The 23,064-nt window shown below is 40.3% G+C and carries 22 protein-coding genes; 9 read left to right on the forward strand and 13 right to left on the reverse strand.

Features of this window, described 5'->3' with window-relative positions; translation table 11 throughout:
* Positions 1–109 precede the first annotated feature (109 nt).
* Positions 110–943 (forward strand): alpha/beta hydrolase, encoded by an 834-nt coding sequence (locus tag A6B40_RS05655; protein WP_176671809.1) that lies wholly within the window; start codon positions 110–112, stop codon positions 941–943.
* A gap of 124 nt (positions 944–1,067) precedes the next feature.
* On the opposite strand, the gene rplL is transcribed toward A6B40_RS05655, so the two are convergent.
* The 8 genes from rplL to dprA all read right to left on the reverse strand — a co-directional run bounded on the left by rplL (position 1,068) and on the right by dprA (position 7,402).
* Positions 1,068–1,436: a 50S ribosomal protein L7/L12 gene (gene rplL / locus A6B40_RS05660; RefSeq protein WP_006248748.1), complete on the reverse strand. Its 369-nt coding sequence runs from the start codon at positions 1,434–1,436 to the stop codon at positions 1,068–1,070.
* Positions 1,437–1,494: 58 nt separating this feature from the next.
* Positions 1,495–1,986 (reverse strand): 50S ribosomal protein L10, encoded by a 492-nt coding sequence (gene rplJ / locus A6B40_RS05665; RefSeq protein WP_025218159.1) that lies wholly within the window; start codon positions 1,984–1,986, stop codon positions 1,495–1,497.
* Between the two features lie 280 nt (positions 1,987–2,266).
* The gene (rplA, locus tag A6B40_RS05670) at positions 2,267–2,956 is read right to left on the reverse strand and encodes a 50S ribosomal protein L1 (protein WP_025218160.1); all 690 of its coding nucleotides are present in this window, start codon (positions 2,954–2,956) and stop codon (positions 2,267–2,269) included.
* Between the two features lie 4 nt (positions 2,957–2,960).
* On the reverse strand, positions 2,961–3,389 hold the full coding sequence (gene rplK, locus A6B40_RS05675) for a 50S ribosomal protein L11 (RefSeq protein ID WP_006248758.1): 429 nt from the start codon (positions 3,387–3,389) through the stop codon (positions 2,961–2,963).
* A 174-nt stretch (positions 3,390–3,563) separates the two neighbouring features.
* The gene (locus A6B40_RS05680; protein WP_176671810.1) at positions 3,564–5,033 is read right to left on the reverse strand and encodes an alkaline phosphatase; all 1,470 of its coding nucleotides are present in this window, start codon (positions 5,031–5,033) and stop codon (positions 3,564–3,566) included.
* Between the two features lie 128 nt (positions 5,034–5,161).
* Entirely contained in the window at positions 5,162–5,725 is a 564-nt protein-coding gene (gene nusG, locus A6B40_RS05685; RefSeq protein WP_025218162.1) for a transcription termination/antitermination protein NusG, read from the reverse strand.
* Between the two features lies 1 nt (position 5,726).
* Positions 5,727–6,140, reverse strand: coding sequence for a preprotein translocase subunit SecE (gene secE, locus A6B40_RS05690; RefSeq protein ID WP_176671811.1), 414 nt, complete (start codon positions 6,138–6,140; stop codon positions 5,727–5,729).
* 125 nt (positions 6,141–6,265) lie between these two features.
* The gene (dprA, locus tag A6B40_RS05695; protein WP_176671812.1) at positions 6,266–7,402 is read right to left on the reverse strand and encodes a DNA-processing protein DprA; all 1,137 of its coding nucleotides are present in this window, start codon (positions 7,400–7,402) and stop codon (positions 6,266–6,268) included.
* Positions 7,403–7,489: 87 nt separating this feature from the next.
* Between dprA and def the strand changes: the two genes are divergently transcribed.
* Together def and rfaD are read left to right on the forward strand one after the other, a co-directional pair.
* Positions 7,490–8,002: a peptide deformylase gene (def, locus tag A6B40_RS05700; protein ID WP_025218165.1), complete on the forward strand. Its 513-nt coding sequence runs from the start codon at positions 7,490–7,492 to the stop codon at positions 8,000–8,002.
* A gap of 94 nt (positions 8,003–8,096) precedes the next feature.
* A complete protein-coding gene (gene rfaD, locus A6B40_RS05705) occupies positions 8,097–9,026 on the forward strand; it encodes an ADP-glyceromanno-heptose 6-epimerase (protein ID WP_176671813.1) in 930 nt (309 codons plus the stop codon).
* Between the two features lie 51 nt (positions 9,027–9,077).
* Here rfaD and fabA read toward each other — a convergent pair whose 3' ends face one another.
* Positions 9,078–9,608, reverse strand: a complete 531-nt coding sequence (fabA, locus tag A6B40_RS05710; RefSeq protein WP_025248322.1) for a bifunctional 3-hydroxydecanoyl-ACP dehydratase/trans-2-decenoyl-ACP isomerase — start codon at positions 9,606–9,608, stop codon at positions 9,078–9,080.
* 112 nt (positions 9,609–9,720) lie between these two features.
* Positions 9,721–11,361, reverse strand: a complete 1,641-nt coding sequence (locus tag A6B40_RS05715) for an AAA family ATPase (RefSeq protein ID WP_176671814.1) — start codon at positions 11,359–11,361, stop codon at positions 9,721–9,723.
* Positions 11,362–11,455: 94 nt separating this feature from the next.
* On the opposite strand from A6B40_RS05715, the gene matP reads away from it, so the two are divergent.
* On the forward strand, positions 11,456–11,902 hold the full coding sequence (gene matP, locus A6B40_RS05720) for a macrodomain Ter protein MatP (protein ID WP_025218169.1): 447 nt from the start codon (positions 11,456–11,458) through the stop codon (positions 11,900–11,902).
* A 71-nt stretch (positions 11,903–11,973) separates the two neighbouring features.
* On the opposite strand, the gene ompA (A6B40_RS05725) is transcribed toward matP, so the two are convergent.
* Together ompA (A6B40_RS05725) and ompA (A6B40_RS05730) are read right to left on the reverse strand one after the other, a co-directional pair.
* Positions 11,974–13,059, reverse strand: coding sequence for a porin OmpA (ompA, locus tag A6B40_RS05725; RefSeq protein ID WP_112110219.1), 1,086 nt, complete (start codon positions 13,057–13,059; stop codon positions 11,974–11,976).
* A 228-nt stretch (positions 13,060–13,287) separates the two neighbouring features.
* The gene (gene ompA, locus A6B40_RS05730) at positions 13,288–14,403 is read right to left on the reverse strand and encodes a porin OmpA (protein ID WP_176671815.1); all 1,116 of its coding nucleotides are present in this window, start codon (positions 14,401–14,403) and stop codon (positions 13,288–13,290) included.
* A 411-nt stretch (positions 14,404–14,814) separates the two neighbouring features.
* Here ompA (A6B40_RS05730) and ydiJ point away from each other — a divergent pair, with 411 nt between their 5' ends.
* From ydiJ to yidC, 3 genes are all read left to right on the forward strand, one after another.
* Positions 14,815–17,907: a D-2-hydroxyglutarate dehydrogenase YdiJ gene (gene ydiJ / locus A6B40_RS05735; RefSeq protein ID WP_176671816.1), complete on the forward strand. Its 3,093-nt coding sequence runs from the start codon at positions 14,815–14,817 to the stop codon at positions 17,905–17,907.
* Between the two features lie 33 nt (positions 17,908–17,940).
* On the forward strand, positions 17,941–18,366 hold the full coding sequence (locus A6B40_RS05740; protein ID WP_176671817.1) for a hotdog fold thioesterase: 426 nt from the start codon (positions 17,941–17,943) through the stop codon (positions 18,364–18,366).
* A gap of 152 nt (positions 18,367–18,518) precedes the next feature.
* Complete coding sequence (yidC, locus tag A6B40_RS05745; protein ID WP_176671818.1) at positions 18,519–20,147, forward strand: membrane protein insertase YidC; 1,629 nt, start codon at positions 18,519–18,521, stop codon at positions 20,145–20,147.
* Positions 20,148–20,238: 91 nt separating this feature from the next.
* Here yidC and tpx read toward each other — a convergent pair whose 3' ends face one another.
* Positions 20,239–20,736, reverse strand: a complete 498-nt coding sequence (gene tpx, locus A6B40_RS05750) for a thiol peroxidase (protein ID WP_176671819.1) — start codon at positions 20,734–20,736, stop codon at positions 20,239–20,241.
* A 146-nt stretch (positions 20,737–20,882) separates the two neighbouring features.
* On the opposite strand from tpx, the gene A6B40_RS05755 reads away from it, so the two are divergent.
* The gene (locus tag A6B40_RS05755; RefSeq protein WP_176671820.1) at positions 20,883–21,614 is read left to right on the forward strand and encodes a 1-acylglycerol-3-phosphate O-acyltransferase; all 732 of its coding nucleotides are present in this window, start codon (positions 20,883–20,885) and stop codon (positions 21,612–21,614) included.
* Between the two features lies 1 nt (position 21,615).
* Positions 21,616–23,040, forward strand: a complete 1,425-nt coding sequence (locus A6B40_RS05760; RefSeq protein ID WP_176671821.1) for a multicopper oxidase domain-containing protein — start codon at positions 21,616–21,618, stop codon at positions 23,038–23,040.
* The last annotated feature ends 24 nt before the right edge of the window (positions 23,041–23,064 follow it).

Consider the following 23,064-nt stretch of genomic DNA (forward strand, 5'->3'; position numbering starts at 1 on the left):
GCTTAAATTTGCAAAAAATTCTCTTTTTATGACCGCTTGTATCTTGCCATAAAATTAAGGTGTAAAATAAGGTTACAATTACATTTTATATCGAAAAGGAATAAATAAAATGGCACATAAACATTTCAATCAGCACTATCTAGAAATGCAAGAACATTTTTTATATGTGCCATATTTACACCACCACCGCCGCATTCGGGTACTATTGCCGAAAGATTACCGCCAAGAAAGTTGGGAGCGCTATCCTGTGCTCTATATGCACGATGGGCAGAATGTGTTTTACAGTAAAGAGTCTTACTCCGGTCATTCGTGGAAAATTATTCCAACCATTAAATCGCACCAAGAATTTCCGAAAATGATCATTGTCGGCATTGATAACGCCGGTAAAGATCGTTTAAACGAATACGGTCCGTGGAAAACCACCACTGGATCAACCCCTGAGACTAGAAATGCCGGTGGTTTGGGAGCGGAATATGCCACTTGGGTAGTAGAAACAGTGAAACCTTTTATCGACATTCACTACCGCACCAAGCTCGAACGTGAATACACATTGCTTGCCGGCAGCTCAATGGGCGGCATTATCACCGCTTATATGGGTAGCCGCTACCCACATATTTTCGGGCATTTAGGCGTATTCTCTCTTGCCTCGTGGTTCAGCGAGCCTGATTTCTTACATTTTGTTCATCACTATCCAATCAGCCCAAACACCAAAGTGTTTATTCAGGTCGGCACGAACGAGGGCGATGAAATCGACTCGCACTTTATCTCAAATATGAATCAAACTTACATCGACTGCTCGCTCAATTACTATCAGTCGCTAATTCGTACCGGCGTACCGTTGAACAACATTCGCCTTCGTATTATGGCAAATGAAATCCACCACGAAATGCACTGGGCAGATCATTTTATTGAATTTTTACATTTTTCATTAATGAATAGATAACCTTTAGTACATCATTACAAGCGGTGTTATTTTTAATAAATTTTACTACTATAAAAAACAAAAAGCCCAATGTTTCCATCGGGCTTTTTGTTGAACTTAAAGTTCTGGTAAGTTAAATCAAAAATTATTTGATTTCTACTTTTGCACCAGCTTCTTCTAATTCTTTCTTAAGTGCTTCAGCTTCTGCTTTAGAAATGCCTTCTTTTAATGCAGCTGGAGCAGATTCAACTAAGTCTTTAGCTTCTTTTAAGCCTAAACCTGTTGCACCACGTACTGCTTTGATTACTGCAACTTTGTTAGCACCAGCTTCTGCTAATACTACGTCAAATTCAGTTTTCTCTTCTGCTGCCGCTGCACCTGCTGCTGGAGCTGCTGCTACTGCTGCCGCTGCTGAAACACCGAATTTTTCTTCCATCGCAGTGATTAATTCAACGATTTCTGATACTGATTTAGAAGCAATCGCTTCAATGATTTGTTCGTTAGTTAATGACATAACAATCGATTCCTAAAGTAAAATAAGTTGTTAAACGAATAAAGAAGAGTGCTTAAAATTAAGCTGCTGCTTCCATTTGATCGCGTAATGCTGCAAGAGTGCGAACAAGTTTGCCTGCCGCAGCTTCTTTCATTGTGCCCATTAAACGTGCAATTGCTTCTTCGTAAGTTGGTAAGGTTGCTAAGAATGCAACATCTTGTGTTTTACCTTCAAAGGCTGCACCTTTAACTTCAAACTCTTTATTTGTTTTCGCAAATTCAGTGAATAAACGTGCTGCTGCACCTGGGTGTTCATTCGAGAATGCGATAAGAGTTGGACCTGTAAACGTATCTTTTAAGCATTCGAAATCTGTGCCTTCCACTGCACGGCGTAATAAAGTATTACGCACTACTTGCATTGTAACGCCAGCTTCACGAGCTGCTTTACGTAACTCAGTCATTTTTTCAACTGTAACGCCACGAGAATCCGCAACAACAGCTGAAAGTGCACCTTTGGCAGCTTCGTTTACTTCAGCAACAATCGCTTGTTTGTCTTGAAGATTTAATGCCATTGGTTTTAGCTCCTGATACACTCTGCCTTTTCAAGCAGAATTTACAAAAAATCCCAAAAATATTACCGCTTGTAATAAGCTGCAATCTTCTGAGCCTAAGGTGTACAGAAGCAGATAATTCTGTCTGTTCACCATCTATGTAGGATTATTAAGTTTTCACCCCTACAGTCTTAGACGGGGCTTAGATAGGCTAAGCACCATCAGCTTGCTCTCGCAAGTTAAGGTCGCAAATTATACAGATAATCTGCAACCCTGTAAAGTTTTAACTTCTAACTAGAAATTAAAGTGAAGCTTGATCAACAGCAACACCAGCACCCATAGTTGTAGAGATGCTTACTTTCTTGATGAAGATACCTTTCGCTGTAGTCGGCTTAGCTTTAGTTAATGCCGCTAATAATGCGTTTAAGTTATCTTTTAATTGTTCAGCTGAAAAATCTGCTTTACCGATAGTAGTATGGATAATACCATTTTTATCGTTACGGTAACGGATCTGACCTGATTTTGCATTTTTAACTGCTTCAGCAACGTTTGGTGTTACAGTACCTACTTTTGGGTTTGGCATTAAGCCGCGTGGACCTAATACTTGACCTAATTGACCAACAACACGCATTGCATCTGGAGAAGCGATAACAACATCAAAGTTCATTTCGCCTTTTTTGATTTGCTCTGCTAAGTCTTCCATACCCACTAAGTCAGCACCCGCTGCTTTCGCTGCTTCTGCGTTTGCACCTTGTGTAAACACAGCAACACGAGCTGTACGACCAGTACCGTGTGGAAGTACAGTTGCACCACGCACGTTTTGGTCTGATTTACGAGGGTCGATACCTAAGTTTACTGCAACATCTACGCTTTCAACAAATTTCGCTGTTGCGAATTTTTTTAACACTTCAACTGCTTCGTTGATGTCATAAGCTTTAGTAGAATCTACGCCAGCTTTAATTGCTTTCATTTTTTTAGTCAATTTAGCCATTGTATTATTCCTCTACGATTAAGCCCATTGAGCGAGCTGTACCAGCGATTGATTTCATTTTGGTTTCAATAGTTGCACCAGTCATATCGGCTGCTTTAGTTTCAGCGATTTGACGGATTTGCTCTTGAGTTACTGTACCCACTTTATCTTTGTTCGGTTTACCAGAACCTGATTTGATACCTACCGCTTTTTTCAGTAATACTGCCGCTGGAGGGGTTTTGGTAACGAATGTGAAAGATTTATCTGCATATACAGTGATAACAACTGGGATTGGTAAACCTTTTTCTAAGCTCTCAGTACGAGCGTTGAATGCTTTACAGAATTCCATAATGTTAACACCTTGTTGACCTAATGCAGGACCAACTGGTGGTGATGGGTTAGCCATACCCGCTGCAACTTGCAGTTTAACGTAGGCTTGGACTTTTTTTGCCATTTTAAAGTTTCCTTTGTTGTGGGTGATAACGCTGAAAATCAGCTCCCCTGTGGTTTGTTTTACATAAAAATACGAGCCAAACGGCTCGTATGAGGGCGACATTATAATGAGTTAGCGATCGTTTTTCAAGCAGATTTTCTGTTTTGCAAAAAATTGCTAAAAATGAACCGCTTGTTACTGCTTTGATTTACTCGTTTCAATGCCTAGTGCATTTGTAGCGGCATCAAAGATCTGCGTATTGTCGATATATTTACGGCTATTTTCCTCAGCCTTATACACTCGTCCTAAATTCGGCTCTTTGCGAGCAACGCTGTGGAAAAAATCAGCCCCCACACCGTTGGCATAAACTGGCACAAGCTCACGAGTGTGGTTGTCCGTATGCCAGCGAACTAATGGTAACGCTCCAGCTCCTTGATTGATAATTGGCGAGTATGGATTAACATCAGAATCGGGCCCTGCCAGTAAGCCGTTGCCGTGATCGGTAGTTACTATTACAAGGGTTTCTTCCCAAGAACTGTTTTTCTCAACCCAATCAACCGCTGCTTCAACGGCAAGGTTAAAGTCAATCTGTTCTTCAATAATACGGGGTAGATTATTGGCGTGAGCTGCCCAGTCTACTGCTCCACCTTCTACCATTAAGAAAAAGCCATTTGGATTTTGACTCACTAAGTTCAATGCACCCTTCGTCATTGTGGGTAAGTCTGGTTGGTTATCAAGCAAGTTTCCGCTTGTTTGACCTTTACGGCTAAATTGCGTAGTGGAAGCCGTTTGAGTTGTGCCTAATACTTTGGATTTTGAGCCTAAATCAAGGCGTTTTTCGGCAAGAGCAATGAAATCATCTTTCTTTTCAATAAAGTGATAGTCTGTCTGCCCTGAAGTTAATTTTTCCCAAGTGTCTTTACCGCCAACAAAGCGGAATGCTTTGTCATCTTTAGGCTCAATAGATTTTCCATTTTCATCAAAATAAGGGTGCCCTGCTCCCATTACGACTGTCGCTAAGCCTGAATCAACAATTTCCTTACCAATTTCTGCGTAATTATTACGACTTGGGTTATGAGCTAAGAAACCCGCAGGTGTTGCGTGGCTCCATTGTACTGAACTCACAACTCCTAGCGAGCGACCGCTTTCTACTACATATTCGCCAATATGTTTTAATCGCTCATCATCATTCGACCAGTTAATTGCATTGTTATACGTTTTATAACCACTCGCTAATGCAGTTGCTGCTGCAGCACTGTCGGTTGCATCAGATCTGGCATACTCATAACCGTCAAAATAACCGTCATAATTGCCAAGACCACCTTTAAATATATTACTTGATTTTTGATTTCCCCATAATTTTGCAGAATCAAATTTTATTGTACCATCAGCAGTTTTGGTCGCTTGTTTTGAGGTATTTAGTGAATGAGTTGAGGCGAATAGTTTCACCTCAAATTTATCATAAACTTCCTTACCTAATGTGCCGTGTCGATAATAACTGGCAGCATTCCAAGTTTGCATTCCTGCACCATCACTAATCAATAAAATTACATTTTTCGCTTTTGCAGAATTTTGCGTATTTTCGACCGCTTGTTGTGCATTGGCAGATGCCATAAAGCAGAACACAGCAATAGCGGAAAAAGTCAATTGAGTTAGTTTTTTCATAAAGTCCTCTCATAGGTTGTGGTGTGTTACCGCCGCAAATTCTAATCAATATTTATGACACTTTAATGACAACAAATTATAAAAAACAAAACCCCGCATTTGCGGGGTTATCAATAAAGTTGTCTAAATTAAGACTGTTTCTCAACCTGACCAAATTCAAGCTCAACAGGCGTTGCACGACCAAAGATAGAGACAGACACTTTCAAGCGGCCTTTTTCGTAATCCACTTCTTCAACTGTACCAGTAAAATCTGCAAATGGGCCTTCTGTCACAAGAATGCTTTCACCTGGTTGGAACTCTTTTCTATGACGAGGCTTATCTGCCGTTTCTTGAACACGGTTTAAAATACGATCAGCTTCACGTTTGGTAATCGGAGCAGGACGATCTGCTGTACCACCAATAAAGCCCATCACACGAGGAACGCTTTTTACTAAGTGCCACGTGTCATCGTTCATTTCCATTTCAACCAATACATAACCTGGGAAGAATTTACGCTCGGTTTTGCGGCGTTTTCCGCCCACATTTTCAACCACTTCTTCGGTTGGCACTAACACTTCACCAAATTGGTCTTCCATTTTGTGAAGTTTGATGTATTCACGTAATGTCACCGCTACACGGTTTTCAAAACCCGAAAATGCTTGTAATACATACCAACGTTTAGAGGTTGTTTCTTTTACTTCTACTTCACTCATTTTAGAACCTTAAATTTGTTAAGAATGTAATTAATGCCACGATAATAGAGTCAATGCCCCATAACACTAATGCAACCACAACACAGACCGCCAATACAATTAACGTGGTTTGTGTCGCTTCAGGGCGAGTTGGCCAAATGATTTTGCGAAGCTCGGTGCGAGATTCTTTCGCAAATTGAATCGCTTTTTGGCCTTGATTTGTGATTGCTGCCAGTGCCACTGCACCAACCAATAACACCACTAATAGAAGAACTCTAACGATTAGTGAAAAGTGCGATGCAAAATAGGCGTTACCTACTGCAGCCACCACTAATAATACAACTGCGACAACCCATAATGCCGTATTTGCACCTTTACTTTTTGCCCTATTTTGTTCTGCTTGCTCAGGGCTTTTTGTTTTAATCTCAGTAGCCATATATAACCTAAAAAATGAATAAAAAATCGAGAATTTATTTTTAAAGCGTTAAATTCTATCATTTTCTGCAAGACTTTCCACGATCTTTTATACATTTCTCCGAATTTATTTTGTTTGGAACAGATTCAAGCAATCACATAACCGCCACTCACCTGCTTGATTGCCCCTGATAATTCCAACCCAAGCAGTTCTACCAACAGATTTTCCACGCTGATTTCCGCGGCTTTGGCAAGATCATCAATCGAAATCGGCTCTAGGCTAATATGTTGGTAAATCTCCTGCTGGCAAGTGGTCAGATTTGGTGGGTTTTTTGCAACTTTTTCCTGTTTTTTCACCGCTTGTAAGGAGTGGCTTACAGGCAGTTTTTCATCAAACAGTCTGATTTGTTGAGGCTGATGTTGATACGCCACTGCCTCCAAAATATCCGCCACACTCTCCACTAACAAGGCTCCGTCTTTGATCAATTTATGGCAACCTTGAGCGTAAGGATTTTGTACCCCATTCGGTAGAGCAAACACTTCTCGTCCTTGCTCCAACGCATAGCGAGCAGTAATCAACGAGCCGCTATTCAGCGTGGCTTCGATCACCAATGTGCCGAGCGACAAACCGCTGATAATCCGATTTCGGCGTGGGAAATTCTCCCCCACTGGCGGCTGATTGGGAGCAAATTCCGATACCAAAGCTCCGCCTAGCTCCACAATCTGCTCGGCTAATTTTTTATGGCGAGCGGGATAAACTTGGCTTAGCCCACTGCCTAATACCGCAATCGTTACCCCTTTTTCTGCTACTACTCGCTGATGAGCAAAGCCATCAATCCCAATCGCCAAACCGCTGGTGACCACCATATCATTGCGAGCCAAATCAGCAGCAAACTGCCCTGCCCAATATTCGCCATAGGGGGAATAATCACGGCTTCCAACAATCGCAATTTGCGGCAAAGACAAACTTTTCACACAGCCTTTCACATAAAGCAGCGGTGGTGCTGTGGAAATTTGCCGAAGCAGAAACGGATAGCTATCATCAAATAGCGTAATGATTTGATTGTTCGGCTGTTCCGCCCAAGTAAGGGCTTGCTCAATCCAGTTTTTATCGGGGTTGAACCAACGATGAATCTGCTTTTCGTTCCAACCCATTTGCTTGAGTTGCGATTTGTCATACTCACAAAATTGAGCAAAATCAACCTCACTTAATAATCGCCCAATTCGTTGTGCACCAAATTGCGGAACTTGTAATAATCGTAATAAATCGTATTGATGTGCCATTTTTATTCCTCAACATTTCCCTAATAATAAGAAAAGGTTTAAAATAGCCAAACGAATTTTTTAAACTTTTCGAGAGAGATCACAAAAATGGCTGTATTAGAGGTTGTACTCTACCCTGATGAAGGGCTTGCAACAATGTGCGAACCTGTAGAACAGGTTGATGAAGAATTAAATCGTTTTATTGATGATATGTTTGAAACAATGTATGAACACGAAGGCATTGGCTTAGCAGCACCGCAAGTGGGCGTATTAAAACGTGTGATTACAATTGATATTGAAGGCGACAAAAACAATCAAGTCGTACTAATTAACCCTGAAATTTTAGAAAGCTGTGGCGAAACCGGTATTGAAGAAGGCTGCCTCTCTATTCCCGGTCACCGAGCGTTAGTACCACGCAAAGAGAAGCTAAAAGTCAAAGCCTTGAACCGCAAAGGTGAAGAGATCGTTTTTGATGCTGATGGTTTGCTTGCAATCTGCATTCAACATGAGATCGACCACCTAAACGGTGTGCTATTCGTGGATCATATTTCTGCTCTAAAACGCCAACGCATTAAAGAAAAAATGCAGAAGCTGAAAAAGCAGATTGCGAGAGCAAAATAAGTATCTACAAGCGGTTAAAAAAGCGTAAACATTTGCAAATTCAATGCAATAAAACCATAATAAATAAAGTTGAACAGTTAAAAAGGATAGAAAAATGATTATCGTAACCGGTGGTGCCGGAATGATCGGCAGCAATATTATCAAAGCGTTAAATGAAATCGGTCGTAAAGATATTTTAGTGGTAGATAACCTGAAAAATGGCGAAAAATTTATCAATTTAGTAGATTTAGACATTGCCGACTACTGCGATAAAGAAGATTTCATCGCTTCAATCATCGCTGGCGATGACTTCGGTGAGATTGATGCCATCTTCCACCAAGGTGCTTGCTCAGCAACCACCGAGTGGGATGGCAAATACTTAATGCAAAATAACTACGAATATTCAAAAGAGTTATTGCATTTCTGTTTAGACCGCCAAATTCCGTTTTTCTATGCCTCAAGTGCTGCAACTTACGGCGGACGCTCTGATAATTTCATCGAAAAACGTGAATTTGAAAGTCCGTTAAATGCCTACGGATACTCAAAATTCCTATTTGACGAATATGTCCGCCGCATCTTACCGGAAGCCGATTCGCCGGTTTGTGGATTCAAATACTTCAACGTTTACGGACCTCGTGAACAGCACAAAGGCTCAATGGCGAGCGTGGCGTTCCACCTCAACAACCAAATGCTCAAAGGCGAAAACCCAAAATTATTTGCTGGTTCTGAACAATTCTTGCGTGATTTCGTGTATGTGGAAGACGTGGCAAAAGTGAATTTATGGGCATGGCAAAATGACGTGTCAGGCATTTTCAACCTCGGAACGGGCAAAGCAGAATCTTTTGAGGAAGTGGCGAATGCGGTAATCAAATACCACGGCAGAGGCGAAATTGAAACGATCCCATTCCCGGATCACCTAAAATCCCGCTACCAAACCTTTACCCAAGCGGATTTAACCAATCTGCGTACAGCAGGCTACACTGACTCATTCAAGACCGTGGCAGAAGGCACGGCAGAATATATGGCTTGGTTGAATCGCCAATAATATAGTAAGATAAAAAACGAGCTGCCTATTGAGCAACTCGTTTTTTATTAATTAGAATGATGTAGTATCTTGGAATAAGCCTACTTTTAAATCCGTTGCTGTGTAGATGACTCTGCCATCAACTTCTACTTCACCATCAGCTACACCCATTACCAATTTACGGTTTACTACACGTTTCATATGAATGCGGTAAGTTACTTTCTTCGCTGTTGGTAAAATTTGACCTGTAAACTTTACCTCACCCACACCTAATGCTCGGCCTTTACCTTCACCACCAATCCAACCAAGATAGAAGCCAACTAATTGCCACATCGCATCTAAACCTAAGCAACCAGGCATAACAGGATCATTAATAAAATGGCAATTAAAGAACCACAAGTCTGGCTTGATATCGAATTCTGCTTCAATATAGCCTTTTTCAAAATTGCCTTTTTCTTGATTCATTTCAATGATGCGATCCATCATTAACATTGGCGGAGCAGGTAGTTGCGGCCCCTTCTCGCCAAATAATTCGCCTTTACCTGACAGTAAAAGTTCTTCATAAGAATAGCTTGGTTTAATAATTGGTGTACAACTGTTCATTATTTTTAAAATCCCGTAAATAGAAAAAAGCCTGTTATATCAATACTTGATAACTTAGTTGGATAGTAACAGACTTTTATTTCAGTGAACAGGTGTAAGCTGACTTGTCGGATCAGTTAAAACATAACTTTTTGCAAATTCTTCTCAAAAATGAACCGCTTGTCTCTGTATTATCTTTATCTTCTAACTGTTGATGGATCAAGGTAAATAAAGCCGTTTGATTTGATTTAGTTGAGCTCTCATCCTTATAGAAATCACGACCAAATAAAATTTCGATTGCATCAAACACATTCTCTACAGTCCAAATGTGGAAGCGACCTAGCTCTACCGCATCCAACACGTCCTCTTTTAAACTTAAATGGCTAAGGCACGAGGCAGGGATAATTACACCTTGTTTTCCAGTCAATTGGCGGGCTTTACAAATCTTAAAAAATCCTTCAATTTTCTGATTTACACCACCAACACTTAACACATTCCCAAATTGATCAATAGCTCCAGTTACCGCAACAGATTGTGGTAAAGCAATCTTAGCTAACGCACTCACTAGCACATTAAAAATAGCAAGAGAGGAACTATCTCCATCAACTTCGCCATAAGACTGCTCAAAAGCAATTGAGGCTGAAAATGGTAATTGTGTTGGTAGTTCTAACAAGTTTACTAAGCAGGATTGTGCAAGAATAATCCCTTTCGAGTGAATATTACCCCCTAGTTCAACCTTGCGTTCAATGTCCTGTATCTCACCTTCACCATATTGCACATTACAACTTATACGCAGAGGCTCCCCAAAACTATGTGGAATGCCTTCAAACTCAATCACAGATAAACCATTTATCTGTCCGATTTCTTCACCTTCTGTTTCTATATAGAGCTGATTACCCAGAATATCGTCTACCGTATATTCATTTAAAATTGAAGATTGTTGCTCTAAATAATCGAAATAGCTTTTCACATCCACAATATCGCTACTAGAATCAGCATAAAAATTCTGAATCCCTAATAAATGCTTTTTTAACAATGTCGGGGAAATAGAGATAAGCTCTCGGCTTTCACTCTCTCTAATGTAAGCTTGGAGAAACTGATTTAACGCTTCTTGGCTTAATTTTTTATTGAGCAGTTGCTTAGCATAAGTTTGTACATAGCTCGCCCATTGTTCAATATTATTATTTAATGATAAATAAGATTTCACTTCTGTATATTGTGCAACCTGATATAAACTATCATCATAGGCTGATAAGGTTGAAATATCCTCTCTCTCGCCAACCAAAATTAATTTGAAACTTGATTTTTCCTTCGCTAATAAATGAGGCGAATAATTCACAGAGTGCGGCTCATATTCGCCGAGAAGTAACGCCTGCTTTAATTTATCCCATTGCGTAATATCTAACAATAATGCGTTTATATTAATAATTAAAATGCCATTATTTGCCTCTTGGAGAGCGCCTCGCACATATTCAGTTTTGTGTTCTCTTTCCAAAAAAAGATGGTACCCAAATAAACTATTCTTATTAAAATCCATTTTACTGATAACAGAGACACTTGGATCACTTTGCTTTAGGTAGGTACTCACTTCATTAATAAATTCAGGAAAAAGCTCAGATTTTAGCACAAGCAAGGAACCAGACTCGGCTTGTGAAAACTGCATTAATGCTTGCTTTGCTCGTGGTTGGAAATCAAGAAAAGAGTTTATATTACCTAAGTTGGAAAAATCATTCTGTATAATTAATTGCTGATGACTAAGTAAAGAAATGGTCACAAATTTACCTCGTTATTGAAAATTTGGTTTATTATACCGAATTCCGCTATACTTGCTAAATATAGCTTATTTATTCCTACCACTATTTACGATTATGCGATATCAAAAACTCACTACACAAGAAACTACTTGGAAATGGAAATATCTCCTCAAAAAGCATAGAGAAGGTGAAAACATTACTAAACATAGAGAGCAAAGCTTAATCGATCTTAAAGTTCAGCTTCTCTCCACATTACAGGATTCCCCAGAAGAAGTCGAAAAATGGATTAAGTCAGAAATGACACCCGAGCAACGAAAAAAAATGCGCCAATCTGTACGAGCTAAACGAAAACGCTTCTTTAACGCGGAAAAACAGACGACTAAGAAAAAATCAATTGATTTAGAGTACTCAAGTTGGTTAAGACTATCAAAATATGCCAAAAGCCAAGGACTTACGTTATCTAAAGCAATTATGCAGCTTACTGACGAACTAGAAAATAAGCAACTTTATTTAGAACAAGTCGCGAAAATGAAGTCAAGTTTACGAGATTTATTAAAATAATTATAAAAGCAAAATGCCCGCTAATAAGCGGGCATTTTTTCATTCAATTTTGCAATTAAAGCACTATATTATTACATAGTTACTTCTTTTGAACCTTGAACTTGGATTTCAACACGACGATCTGGTGCTAAACAAGCGATTAATGCTTTACGACCTTTAACTGCATCACACGTGTTACCAGTTACCGGGTTTGCTTCACCATAACCTACCGCTGTTACATTCGCTGGATTAGTACCTTTAGAAACGATATAGTTAGCTACTGTTTCTGCACGACGTTGAGAAAGTTTTAAATTTGCTGCATCTTTACCGATACGGTCTGTATAACCATTAACTTGGATAGCTGGGTTAGCTAAACCTAAATTTTGAATTTCAGTATGAGCTGCATCTAAAGAAGCTGCTGCAGCTGGTTTTAAGCTTGATTTAGCAAAATCAAATAAGACGTCTGAGCTGAAAGAGAAGTTTTTAGTTTCAACTGTTGGCTCAACTGGTGCTGCACCTTGACCGAAACGGTATGTTAAACCAGCAGATACTGAGTGGATATCTGGGCTATATTGTGAGTTAATCCAGTTTAAGTTTGCTTTATCACGAGCTTTATCTAAATTACCAACACGATTTAAGTATTGATATTCAACACGAGCCGCTAACTCAGGAGTAATTGCATACTCTAAACCAGCACCTAATAATAACGAGGTTTTTAAATTATGAGCGCGCTGACCTTCGTAGTTAACTGTAGAACCGTTATTATAGCCTTTATAATCATTACGAACTAACGCAGCACCTACTTTACCATAAACATCTAAGTTAGGAGCAACTTCATAACTTGGTTTTAAACTTAGGTGAGTACCATGAGCAACATGTTTAACTGCTTTGTCTTCGCCTACATTACCACGTACACGACCAAAGTAGTCATAACCTAGTTCAACCGCTAAACCAACATTATTTTGGTTTAAAATTTGGTAACCACCAAAAACACCGTAGGTTACTGAATTACGGTTGATACCAAATTTACCGCCATCTTTGTGATCAAATTGAGTTAAACCATCGTGAAATGATGCCCAACCAGCTTTAGCACCAGCGTAGAAAGTGTTAGCTTGTGGAGCAGCTTGTACTACTGCTGCAGTTGATAATACTGCTAATGCAACTAATGTTTTTTTCATTTAATAGTCCTTTAATATAACAATTGATTTAATTATATTCTATAACATACATCTTAAAATAAATAAGCCATTATCTACACTTAAAGTTAAAAAGTTGAGTGGAGAACTGACATTTTTTATTCTATCAAATAGTATATAGTAAGACAATAAACTCTCAATTTTCAAAATGTAAATTAAATAAAAATACCCACACTAGGTGGGTATTTTTATTCTTATAGATTAACTATATTACATAGTTACTTCTTTTGAACCTTGAACTTGGATCTCAACACGACGGTCTGGTGCTAAGCAAGCGATTAATGCTTTACGACCTTTAACTGCATCACAAGTGTTGCCAGTTACTGGATTTGCTTCACCGTAACCTACAGCTGTTACGTTAGCTGGGTTAGTGCCTTTAGAAACGATGTAGTTAGCTACTGTTTCTGCACGACGTTGAGAAAGTTTTAAGTTTGCTGCTTCTTTACCAATACGGTCTGTGTAACCATTAACTTGTACTGCTGGGTTAGCTAAACCTAAGTTACTGATTTCTGTATGTGCTGCATCTAAAGCTGTTGCTGCAGCTGGTTTTAAGCTTGATTTACCGAAATCAAATAAAACATCTGAGCTGAATGCAAAGTTCTTAGTTACAACTTCTGGTGCTTCAACTGGTGCTACACCTTGACCGAAGCGGTATGATAAACCTGCAGATACTGAGTGAATATCTGGGCTATATTTAACAAATTGCTCATTACCAGCTTTACGAGTTGCTTTAGCATAGTTACCAGCTTTGCTTAACCATTGATATTCAACACGTGCTGCTAATTCTGGAGTAATTGCGTATTCTAAACCACCACCTAAAACTAAAGAAGGTTTTAAGTTATGTGCTTTAGCTGTTGCAGGGTTACCATTCTCATCTTCTGCTACACCATATGCTTTATAATCATTACGAACTAAAGCAACGCCAACACGACCGAATGCATCTAAGTTAGGAGCAATTTCGTAGCTTGGTTTTAAGCTTAAGTGTGCACCGTGAGCAGTGTGTTTAACTGCACGCTCATCACCGTTATTACCACGTACGCGACCAAAATAGTCATAGCCTAATTCTGTAGCTAAACCAAAATTGTTTTGGTTTAAGATTTGGTAACCACCGAACACACCGTAAGTTACAGAGTTACGGTTGATACCGTAATTAGTTGTATCGTTAGAATAACGTTCACCCGCACGAGCACTATCAAATTGTTTAGTACCGTGATGGAATGATGCCCAACCTGCTTTAGCACCTGCATAGAAAGTGTTAGCTTGTGGAGCTGCTTGAGCTACTGCCGCTGCAGATAATACTGCTAATGCAACTAATGTTTTTTTCATTTTGATGATCCTCTTAAATATTGTCATCGATTAAAATAAACTCTTAATACTTTAAGTACTAAAACTTTAACTTTATGCTTCAACAATTAAGAAGCAAGATAGCTAATGTCAGGGCTATTATACAAAAAATTACCTAAAAGTAGAATATTTTTGTACAATTTTCACACCTGAGTACCATTCTTGTTCCTAAAATGAGCAAGAATAGTTTCATTATCTGTCTTCATTTTCTAAAAATCAATTATTTTTTCCTAAATAAATATATAGAAACGTACAGTTTAGATTATTTTTTAATCAATTAAGCTATTTTTGAACAAATTTTAAACTCACCACTTCCATTTCAAATTGTTCTAAATCTTGCTAATATAACTAACATTTCATCTTATCTAACACATTATAATAGCAAACACGACTATGATTCCAAGACTATCTAGCATCCCCCAATTAGATAAAATTATACTCTCTTATCTAGACGAACTAATAAATCAGCATTTTAGTGGCGATATAGCCTCCCACTATGCTGATAGGCTTTCACTTGCAACCGATAACAGCGTTTATCAGCAAATTCCGCAAGCGATCCTATTCCCAAAATCTGTCTCTGATGTGGTGATCCTTACCAAACTCGCCCAAAAACCTGAATACCAACAACTTACTTTCACCCCTCGCGGTGGTGGCACGGGTACAAACGGGCAATCGCTGAATAACAATATTATTGTGGATCTCTCCCGCCACATGAACCAGATTTTGGAGCTCAATGTGGAAGAGCGTTGGGTGCGTGTGCAAGCGGGCGTGGTGAAAGATCAGCTCAACCAATTTTTAAAACCACACGGCTTATTCTTTTCGCCTGAGCTTTCTACCAGTAACCGTGCCACGCTGGGCGGAATGATCAATACCGATGCTTCCGGGCAAGGCTCGCTACAATACGGCAAAACCTCCGCCCATATTTTGGCGATCAAATCGGTGCTAATAAATGGTGAGATTTTAGAAACGCAAGCGGTCAAATCAGACGATTTTTTTGCAAATATTGAGAAACTTAACCTGTCTGAACTCGGCAAAACCTTGCACCGAGAGGTGTTCAGCCGTTGCAAAACCCTCCGCCCGACCGTGTTGAGCGAATTGCCACAACTAAACCGCTTTATTACCGGCTACGATCTGAAAAATGTCTTTAATGATGACGAAAGCGAATTTAACCTCACCCGAATCTTAACCGGCTCGGAAGGCTCGCTTGCGTTTATTTGTGAGGCGAAACTCAATCTACTGCCGATTCCAAAACACCGCACGCTCATCAATATAAAATACAACTCGTTCGATGCCGCCCTTCGCTCCGCCCCGTTTATGTTGGAGGCGAATGCTCTGTCGGTGGAAACTGTGGACTCCAAAGTGCTGAACCTTGCCAAGCAAGATATTGTGTGGCATTCGGTAGCGGATTTGCTCACCGAAGATCCAAACAACCCAATCTTAGGCATTAATATTGTGGAATATGCCTCGAACGGCCAGGCTCAAATTGAAGCTCAAGTGAAAGCCTTATGCGACAGTTTGGATAAAAAAATAGCAAGTCACGAGGCGGGAATTATCGGCTATCAGCTCACAAGCGATGTGGGATCGATTGAAAAAATCTACGCAATGCGGAAAAAAGCGGTGGGCTTGCTTGGCAACGCCAAAGGTTGGGCAAAGCCGATTGCCTTTGTGGAAGATACCGCAGTGCCGCCGGAAAACTTAGCTGATTATATCGCAGAGTTCCGTGCATTATTAGATAGCCACAATTTATCATACGGAATGTTCGGACACGTGGATGCAGGCGTGTTACACGTTCGCCCGGCGTTAGATCTCTGCGACAAAGCCCAAGTAGAAACCTTCAAGCAAATTTCCAACCAAGTGGTCGAACTCACCGCCAAGTACGGCGGCTTGATTTGGGGCGAACACGGTAAAGGAATGCGTTCCTATTATGGCGAGCGTTTCTTCGGTGAAACCTTGTGGAAAGAGCTTCGTTACATCAAAACCTTGTTCGATCCGCACAACCGCTTAAATCCGGGCAAAATCTGTACGCCGCTAGAAAACGAGGCTGAACTCTACCCGATTGATTCACAAATGCGAGCCGATTTTGACCGCCAAATTCCAATTCAAGTGCGTGAGGAATTTAAAGGTGCGATGAATTGCAATGGCAACGGCTTGTGCTTTAACTTTGATGTTCACAGCACAATGTGTCCGTCGATGAAAGTGTCGGGCAACCGCCTCTATTCGCCGAAAGGGCGAGCGACCTTAGTGCGAGAATGGCTGCGTTTGTTAGCGGAGAAAAAAGTTGATCCGAATGATTTGATCTTCAACGCTAACAACAAAACCGCCTCGCTTACCGATTTTGTCGCCAAAGTGCGAAACTCGCTCAACAAAAAGAAAGAGTACGATTTCTCCCACGAAGTGAAAGCAGCAATGGATACCTGCCTTGCTTGCAAAGCCTGTGCCAGCCAGTGTCCGATCAAAATTGATGTGCCGACTTTTAGATCGCAATTTAACGAGCTTTACCACAGCCGCTATTTGCGTCCGCTGAAAGATTATGTGGTGTCGAATTTGGAATTTATTGCCCCAATAATGGCGAAAAAACCGCAGTTTTTTAACTTTTTCAGCACATCAAAACTAGCGGAAACCGCGGCAAATAAAACGTTAGGAATGACTTATCTGCCAGCACTGTCTGTGCCAAATCTACAACATCAGTTGGTGGAAATCGGCTATCAAGGCGAGAGTTTGGAAAGCCTTGAACAGCAGGCTGCAAGCGGTCAATTTTCTGCAGAAAATCGCAAAATGCTATTTATCGTGCAAGATCCGTTTACCTCTTATTACGATGCTAAAGTGGTGGCGGATTTTGTCGCCCTCACGCAAAAACTCGGCTTTAAGCCGATTGTGCTGCCGTTCAAACCAAGCGGAAAAGCTCAGCACGTCAAAGGCTTTTTGGCTAAATTTGCCAAAACTGCTAAAAACCAAGCTGATTTCTTAAACCGTGTGGCAAAACTCGGCGTACCAATGGTGTCGGTTGATCCAGCCTTAACCCTTATTTACCGCCAAGAATATAACGATATTCTCAAAGAACAACGGGGCGATTTCAAGGTGTTATTAGCTCACGAATGGCTGAAAGAGGTGATGCAAAAAGGTGAGTTGGAAAATTGCAAAAAAACCGCTGATTCCGACCGCTTGCAATGGTATTTATTTGCTCACTGTACCGAATCCACTTCACTTCCCAACTCAATGAACGAGTGGAAAACTATTTTCGCCCATTTTGGCGAAACATTAGTGGCGGAAAATGTTGGTTGCTGTGGAATGGCAGGCACATTCGGGCATGAAACCAAACATTTGGCGATGTCCAAAGCGATTTACGAACAATCTTGGCAGAACAAACTCAACGGCAAACCGCTCGAACGCTGTTTAGCTACCGGTTACTCCTGCCGCTCACAAGTCAAACGCTTTGAACAACAACGGATTAAGCACCCTGTTCAGGCATTACTTGAAGTGATTTAAATAGACAGCTTTTTTATTAATAGGGAAATAGTAATGACCATTTGGAAACAAACTGCAACTTGCGAACAATTAAACACACTTAGCCATAAATCGGCGGTAGCACATTTAGGGATCGAATTTACCGCCATCGGCGAAGATTGGATTGAAGCTGAGCTGATAGTAGATGAGCGTACCCAACAACCGTTTGGCGTCTTGCACGGGGGCGTTTCAGCCGCTTTAGCCGAAACAACGGCGAATGCAGGGGCGTTAATGGTGTGTGAGGCACATCAAATTGCGGTGGGAATGGAGCTGAATATCAGCCATTTAAAATCAATCCCTGCCGGAACAAAAGCGATTGCACGGGCAACGCCGCTGAAATTAGGGCGTGAAGTGCAGGTGTGGAATATTGATATTAAAGACGAACAAGGCAACCTGTGTGCGGTGGCTCGTCTTTCCACCAAAACCTTAGATAAACGTTAATTTCTTATTCGCAACAAGCGGTCGGATTTTCAGAGAATTTTGCAAAACTTTGATTAAATCCGACCGCTTGTTTATAAAAGGCGTTTGGAAAACACGCCAACCTATTATAAAATACCTTTCTTTTTATCCATTACTAACAAGAGAACTTCAAAATGAATAATCGTGGCTTACTGCTAATGGGTTTGCTTCTTGTGTCTGTGCTTATTTTTACACAGTGGCAGCAAGATTTTAACCCTGAAATTCAAGCTCAAAAACAGGCTCAAGCGGCAGCTCAAACCCAGCAACAGGCGGGTGATGTACCAGCAGCTTCTAATGCCAATAATCCAATTGCAGACAGCATCACGCAAGGCAAAACCATTACGGTAGAAAGCGATGTGTTACGCCTAACTATTGATACCTTAGGTGGTGATGTAGTTGGTTCAGATTTATTGAAACACAATGCAGAATTAAACTCAAGCACACCATTCAAATTATTACAGCAAGATGGTACTAAAACCTATGTAGCTCAAAGTGGCTTAGTAGGTAAAAATGGGATTGATACTAATGCAGGGCGTCCACAATATGCAGTAACAGCGGATAGTTTCAAATTAGCAGATGGCCAAAATGAACTTTCTGTTCCATTAACATTTGAGAAAGATGGTGTAGTTTATACCAAAACCTTCACATTAAAACGTGGTAGCTATGATGTTGGCGTAAACTTCAATATTAAAAATAACACTGCAGAAGCTATTGAGGTTCAACCTTATGGTCAGTTAAAACATTCTATGGTTGAAAGTTCTGGTAGTTTAACAATGCCAACTTATACAGGTGGTGCTTTCTCTTCTTCAGAAACTAACTACAAAAAATACAGCTTCCAAGATATGGAAAAAGCGAATTTAAGCGTTGATACCAAAGCAGGTTGGATTGCGGTGTTACAACACTACTTCGTTTCTGCTTGGGTGCCAAATCAAGATGCAGATAATAACCTTTACTCTCGCACCAATAATGGTGTTGCAACCATTGGTTACCGTGGTCCATTAACAACAATTGCCCCAAACTCTGAAGCAAATTTAAGCAGTAAACTTTGGACAGGCTCTAAAGATCAAAAAGAGATGGAAGAAGCGGCAAATCACTTAGACTTAACTGTAGATTACGGTTGGGCATGGTTTATTGCTAAGCCGTTGTTCTGGTTATTAACCGCGATTCAAAAAATTGTTACCAACTGGGGCTTAGCAATTATTGGTGTAACCATTGTTGTGAAAACTTTGCTTTATCCACTAACCAAAGCACAATATACCTCAATGGCAAAAATGCGCATGTTACAGCCGAAAATCCAAGAAATGCGTGAGCGTTTTGGTGACGACCGCCAACGAATGAGCCAAGAGATGATGAAGCTCTACAAAGAAGAAAAAGTAAACCCAATGGGTGGCTGTTTACCAATTTTAATCCAAATGCCAATTTTTATTGCATTATATTGGACATTTATGGAAGCGGTAGAATTACGCCACGCACCATTCTTCGGTTGGATTCAAGACTTGTCAGCGCAAGACCCTTACTACATCCTACCTCTATTAATGGGTGCTTCGATGTTCTTGTTACAAAAAATGTCGCCAACGCCGGTGGCTGATCCTATGCAACAGAAAGTAATGAACTTTATGCCGGTGATCTTTACTGTATTCTTCTTATGGTTCCCATCAGGCTTAGTACTTTACTGGTTAACATCAAACTTAATCACTATTGCCCAACAATGGTTAATTTACCGTAACTTAGAGAAAAAAGGCTTACATTCCCGTAAGAAATAATCCATAACCTATAAAGCAAAAAGCCCGTTGATTTAACTCAACGGGCTTTTTTATGCTTTAACAAGCGGTCATTTTTTGCAAATTTTACACATTATAATACCGCTAACGCTGCGTCGTAATCTGGCTCTTCCTTGATTTCTGGCACTAATTGGCTGTGTAATACCTTGTTGTTCTCATCTAACACAATTACAGAACGAGATGCCAAGCTAGCCAATGGACCAGAAGTAATATCTACACCAAGTTTGTTATGTAATTCGCGGTTACGGAATGTCGATAATACTTTCGCATTTTCAATGCCTTCTGCTCCGCAGAAACGTGCTTGAGCAAAAGGTAAATCAGCTGAAATACATAATACAACGGTGTTATCTAAACTTGTTGCTTTTTCGTTAAACACACGCACAGACTTCGCACAAATACCTGTATCAATACTTGGGAAAATGTTTAACACTTTGCGTTTACCATCAAAATCAGACAGTGAAACGTCCTCTAAATCACTGTTTACCAGCGTAAAATCTGCAACCACATCGCCTTGTTGTGGAAATGCACCTGCAACCTCAATCGGGTTTCCTGCTAAAGTTACTTTACTCATTCTTTTCTCCTTATGAATAAACAAGCGGTCTAAATATACCGATTTTTTGCAAAATAGGAAACTATCAATTTAATTATGATAATCTTTAGAAACTAACCTGATTTTGCTATACTCATAGACATCTCATTTTTAAGGTTATCATTATTATGTTAAAAATTTTTCGTGTTTTTTTAGTTGCAATAGCGGCTATTTTAATTTCTATTGTCGGTACACTTTATGCGTTAGTGCGTTTACGCCACCCGAGCAGTGTGGGCGTTGTGGCACGTTGGTTCGGTTTATTACATAAATTGATGGGGGTAAAACTGATTACTCGTAAAAAACCTGAAATCAACTACCCGGTTATCTACATAGGCAACCATCAAAATAACTATGATATGGCAACGATTTCTTCAATGGTAGCAGAAAACACCGTGAGTATCGGCAAAAAAAGCTTGATTTGGATTCCGTTTTTCGGCTTAGTTTATTGGGCAACTGGTAACATTTTTATTCATCGTGAAAAACGTTCAAGTGCCATTGAAACAATGAATAAAGCAGGGCAAATCGTCAAAGAGCGTCAGGTATCTGTGTGGATGTTCCCTGAAGGCACTCGTAGTCGTGGACGTGGTTTACTGCCGTTTAAAACCGGAGCTTTCCATTTGGCAATTTCCGCAGGTGTGCCGATTGTGCCTGTTGTTTGTTCTAACTTACACAATAAAATTGATTTGAACCGTTGGGATAACGGCGTTGTGATTTGTGAAATGCTTGAACCTATTGATACATCAGGTTACAGCCGTGAAAACGTGAAAGAACTAATGGAAAAATGCCACCAAATTATGCTCGCTAAATTTGAAGAGCTGAATCAAGAAGTTGAACAATTAGAAAAAACGAAAAACGCCTAATATGAAAAAAGCGATAACTCGACGTCAATTTTTACAAGGCTCTGCCCTAGTAGGTGCATTAGCAACATTCCCTCGCTCTACATTAGCGGCTGAACGTCCTGCCCTTAATATCCCCCCTCTTATGGATATTGGGCGAGGTAGACCTGTTCGGCTTGATTTACGTCCTGCTCAAACTCAATTTGATAAAGGTAAGCTAGTCGATGTCTGGGGCGTGAATGGACAATACCTCGCCCCAACGGTGCGAGTAAAATCAGGTAATTTTGTGAAATTAGCTTATCTTAATAATTTACCGCAAAAAATCTCGATGAACATTCAAGGGTTACAAGCCTCAAGTGATATTATCGGCTCGGTGCATCGTTCTCTTGAACCCAAAAGCAGTTGGTCGCCAATTGTGTCTATCAATCAGCCAGCTTGCACTTGTTGGTATCATGCCGACACTATGCTCAATTCAGCGTTCCAAATTTATCGAGGCTTGGTTGGCCTATGGCTGATTGAAGATGAACAGAGTAAAAATACAACATTACCAAATAAATATGGCGTAAATGATATTCCGTTGATTTTGCAAGACCAACTTCTCAACAAAGAAGGTGTGCAAGTTCTAGATAAAAACATACCACAATTTTTAGGAAAACGCCTGTTTGTAAACGGACAAGAATCGCCTTATTTCAATGTGCCTCGCGGCTGGGTAAGATTACGTGTCCTCAACGCTTCCCTCTCCCGTGCTTATGACTTAAGACTAGATAATGACCAACCACTTAGACTTATTGCAACAGGTGTAGGAATGTTAGCCGAACCTGTGGAGATGGACATTATCCGCCTCGCCCCAAGCGAGCGAGTGGAAGTTCTGGTTGATTTAAGCGACGGTAAAACAGTTTCACTGATAAGCGGTCAAAAAAGAGATATTTTTTACAAAATCGGGCAAGTTTTCTCAAGCGATGATGAATTAATCGACAATGTGATTTTAGAACTCAGACCTGAAGGAATGGCGGCGGTACTGAATACAAAACCAAGTTTACCTGCCTTTTCATTAGATGAATTTAATTTGAAAATCAGTCAAGAGCGCCGATTTACGATTCGCCCATCTGATTATTTAATTAACCAAAAGCGGTTTGATCCGAAACGGATTGATTTTACTGCACAAAAAGGCAGCGTTGAACGCTGGTATTTACACAGCACACAAGCGGTCGGATTTACTCTGCAAGGTGCAAAATTTATTGTGGAAACCCAAAACCGTAAACCATTCCCAATTAAGCAACTTGCTTGGCGAGATACTGTGTGGCTAGAAGCTGAGCAAGAAGTTACACTGCTCGTTCGTTTTGATAATACTGCTTCTGAGCAATTGCCTTTTACTTTTGGCGTGAGCGATTTTATGTTACGTGATAGAGGTACGATGGGTCAATTTAACGTAATTGAAAATAGACAATAACCCCTTGATAAGCGATAATGCCCC

Source organism: Mannheimia varigena (genome assembly GCF_013377235.1).
GTDB classification, from domain to species: Bacteria; Pseudomonadota; Gammaproteobacteria; order Enterobacterales; family Pasteurellaceae; genus Mannheimia; species Mannheimia varigena.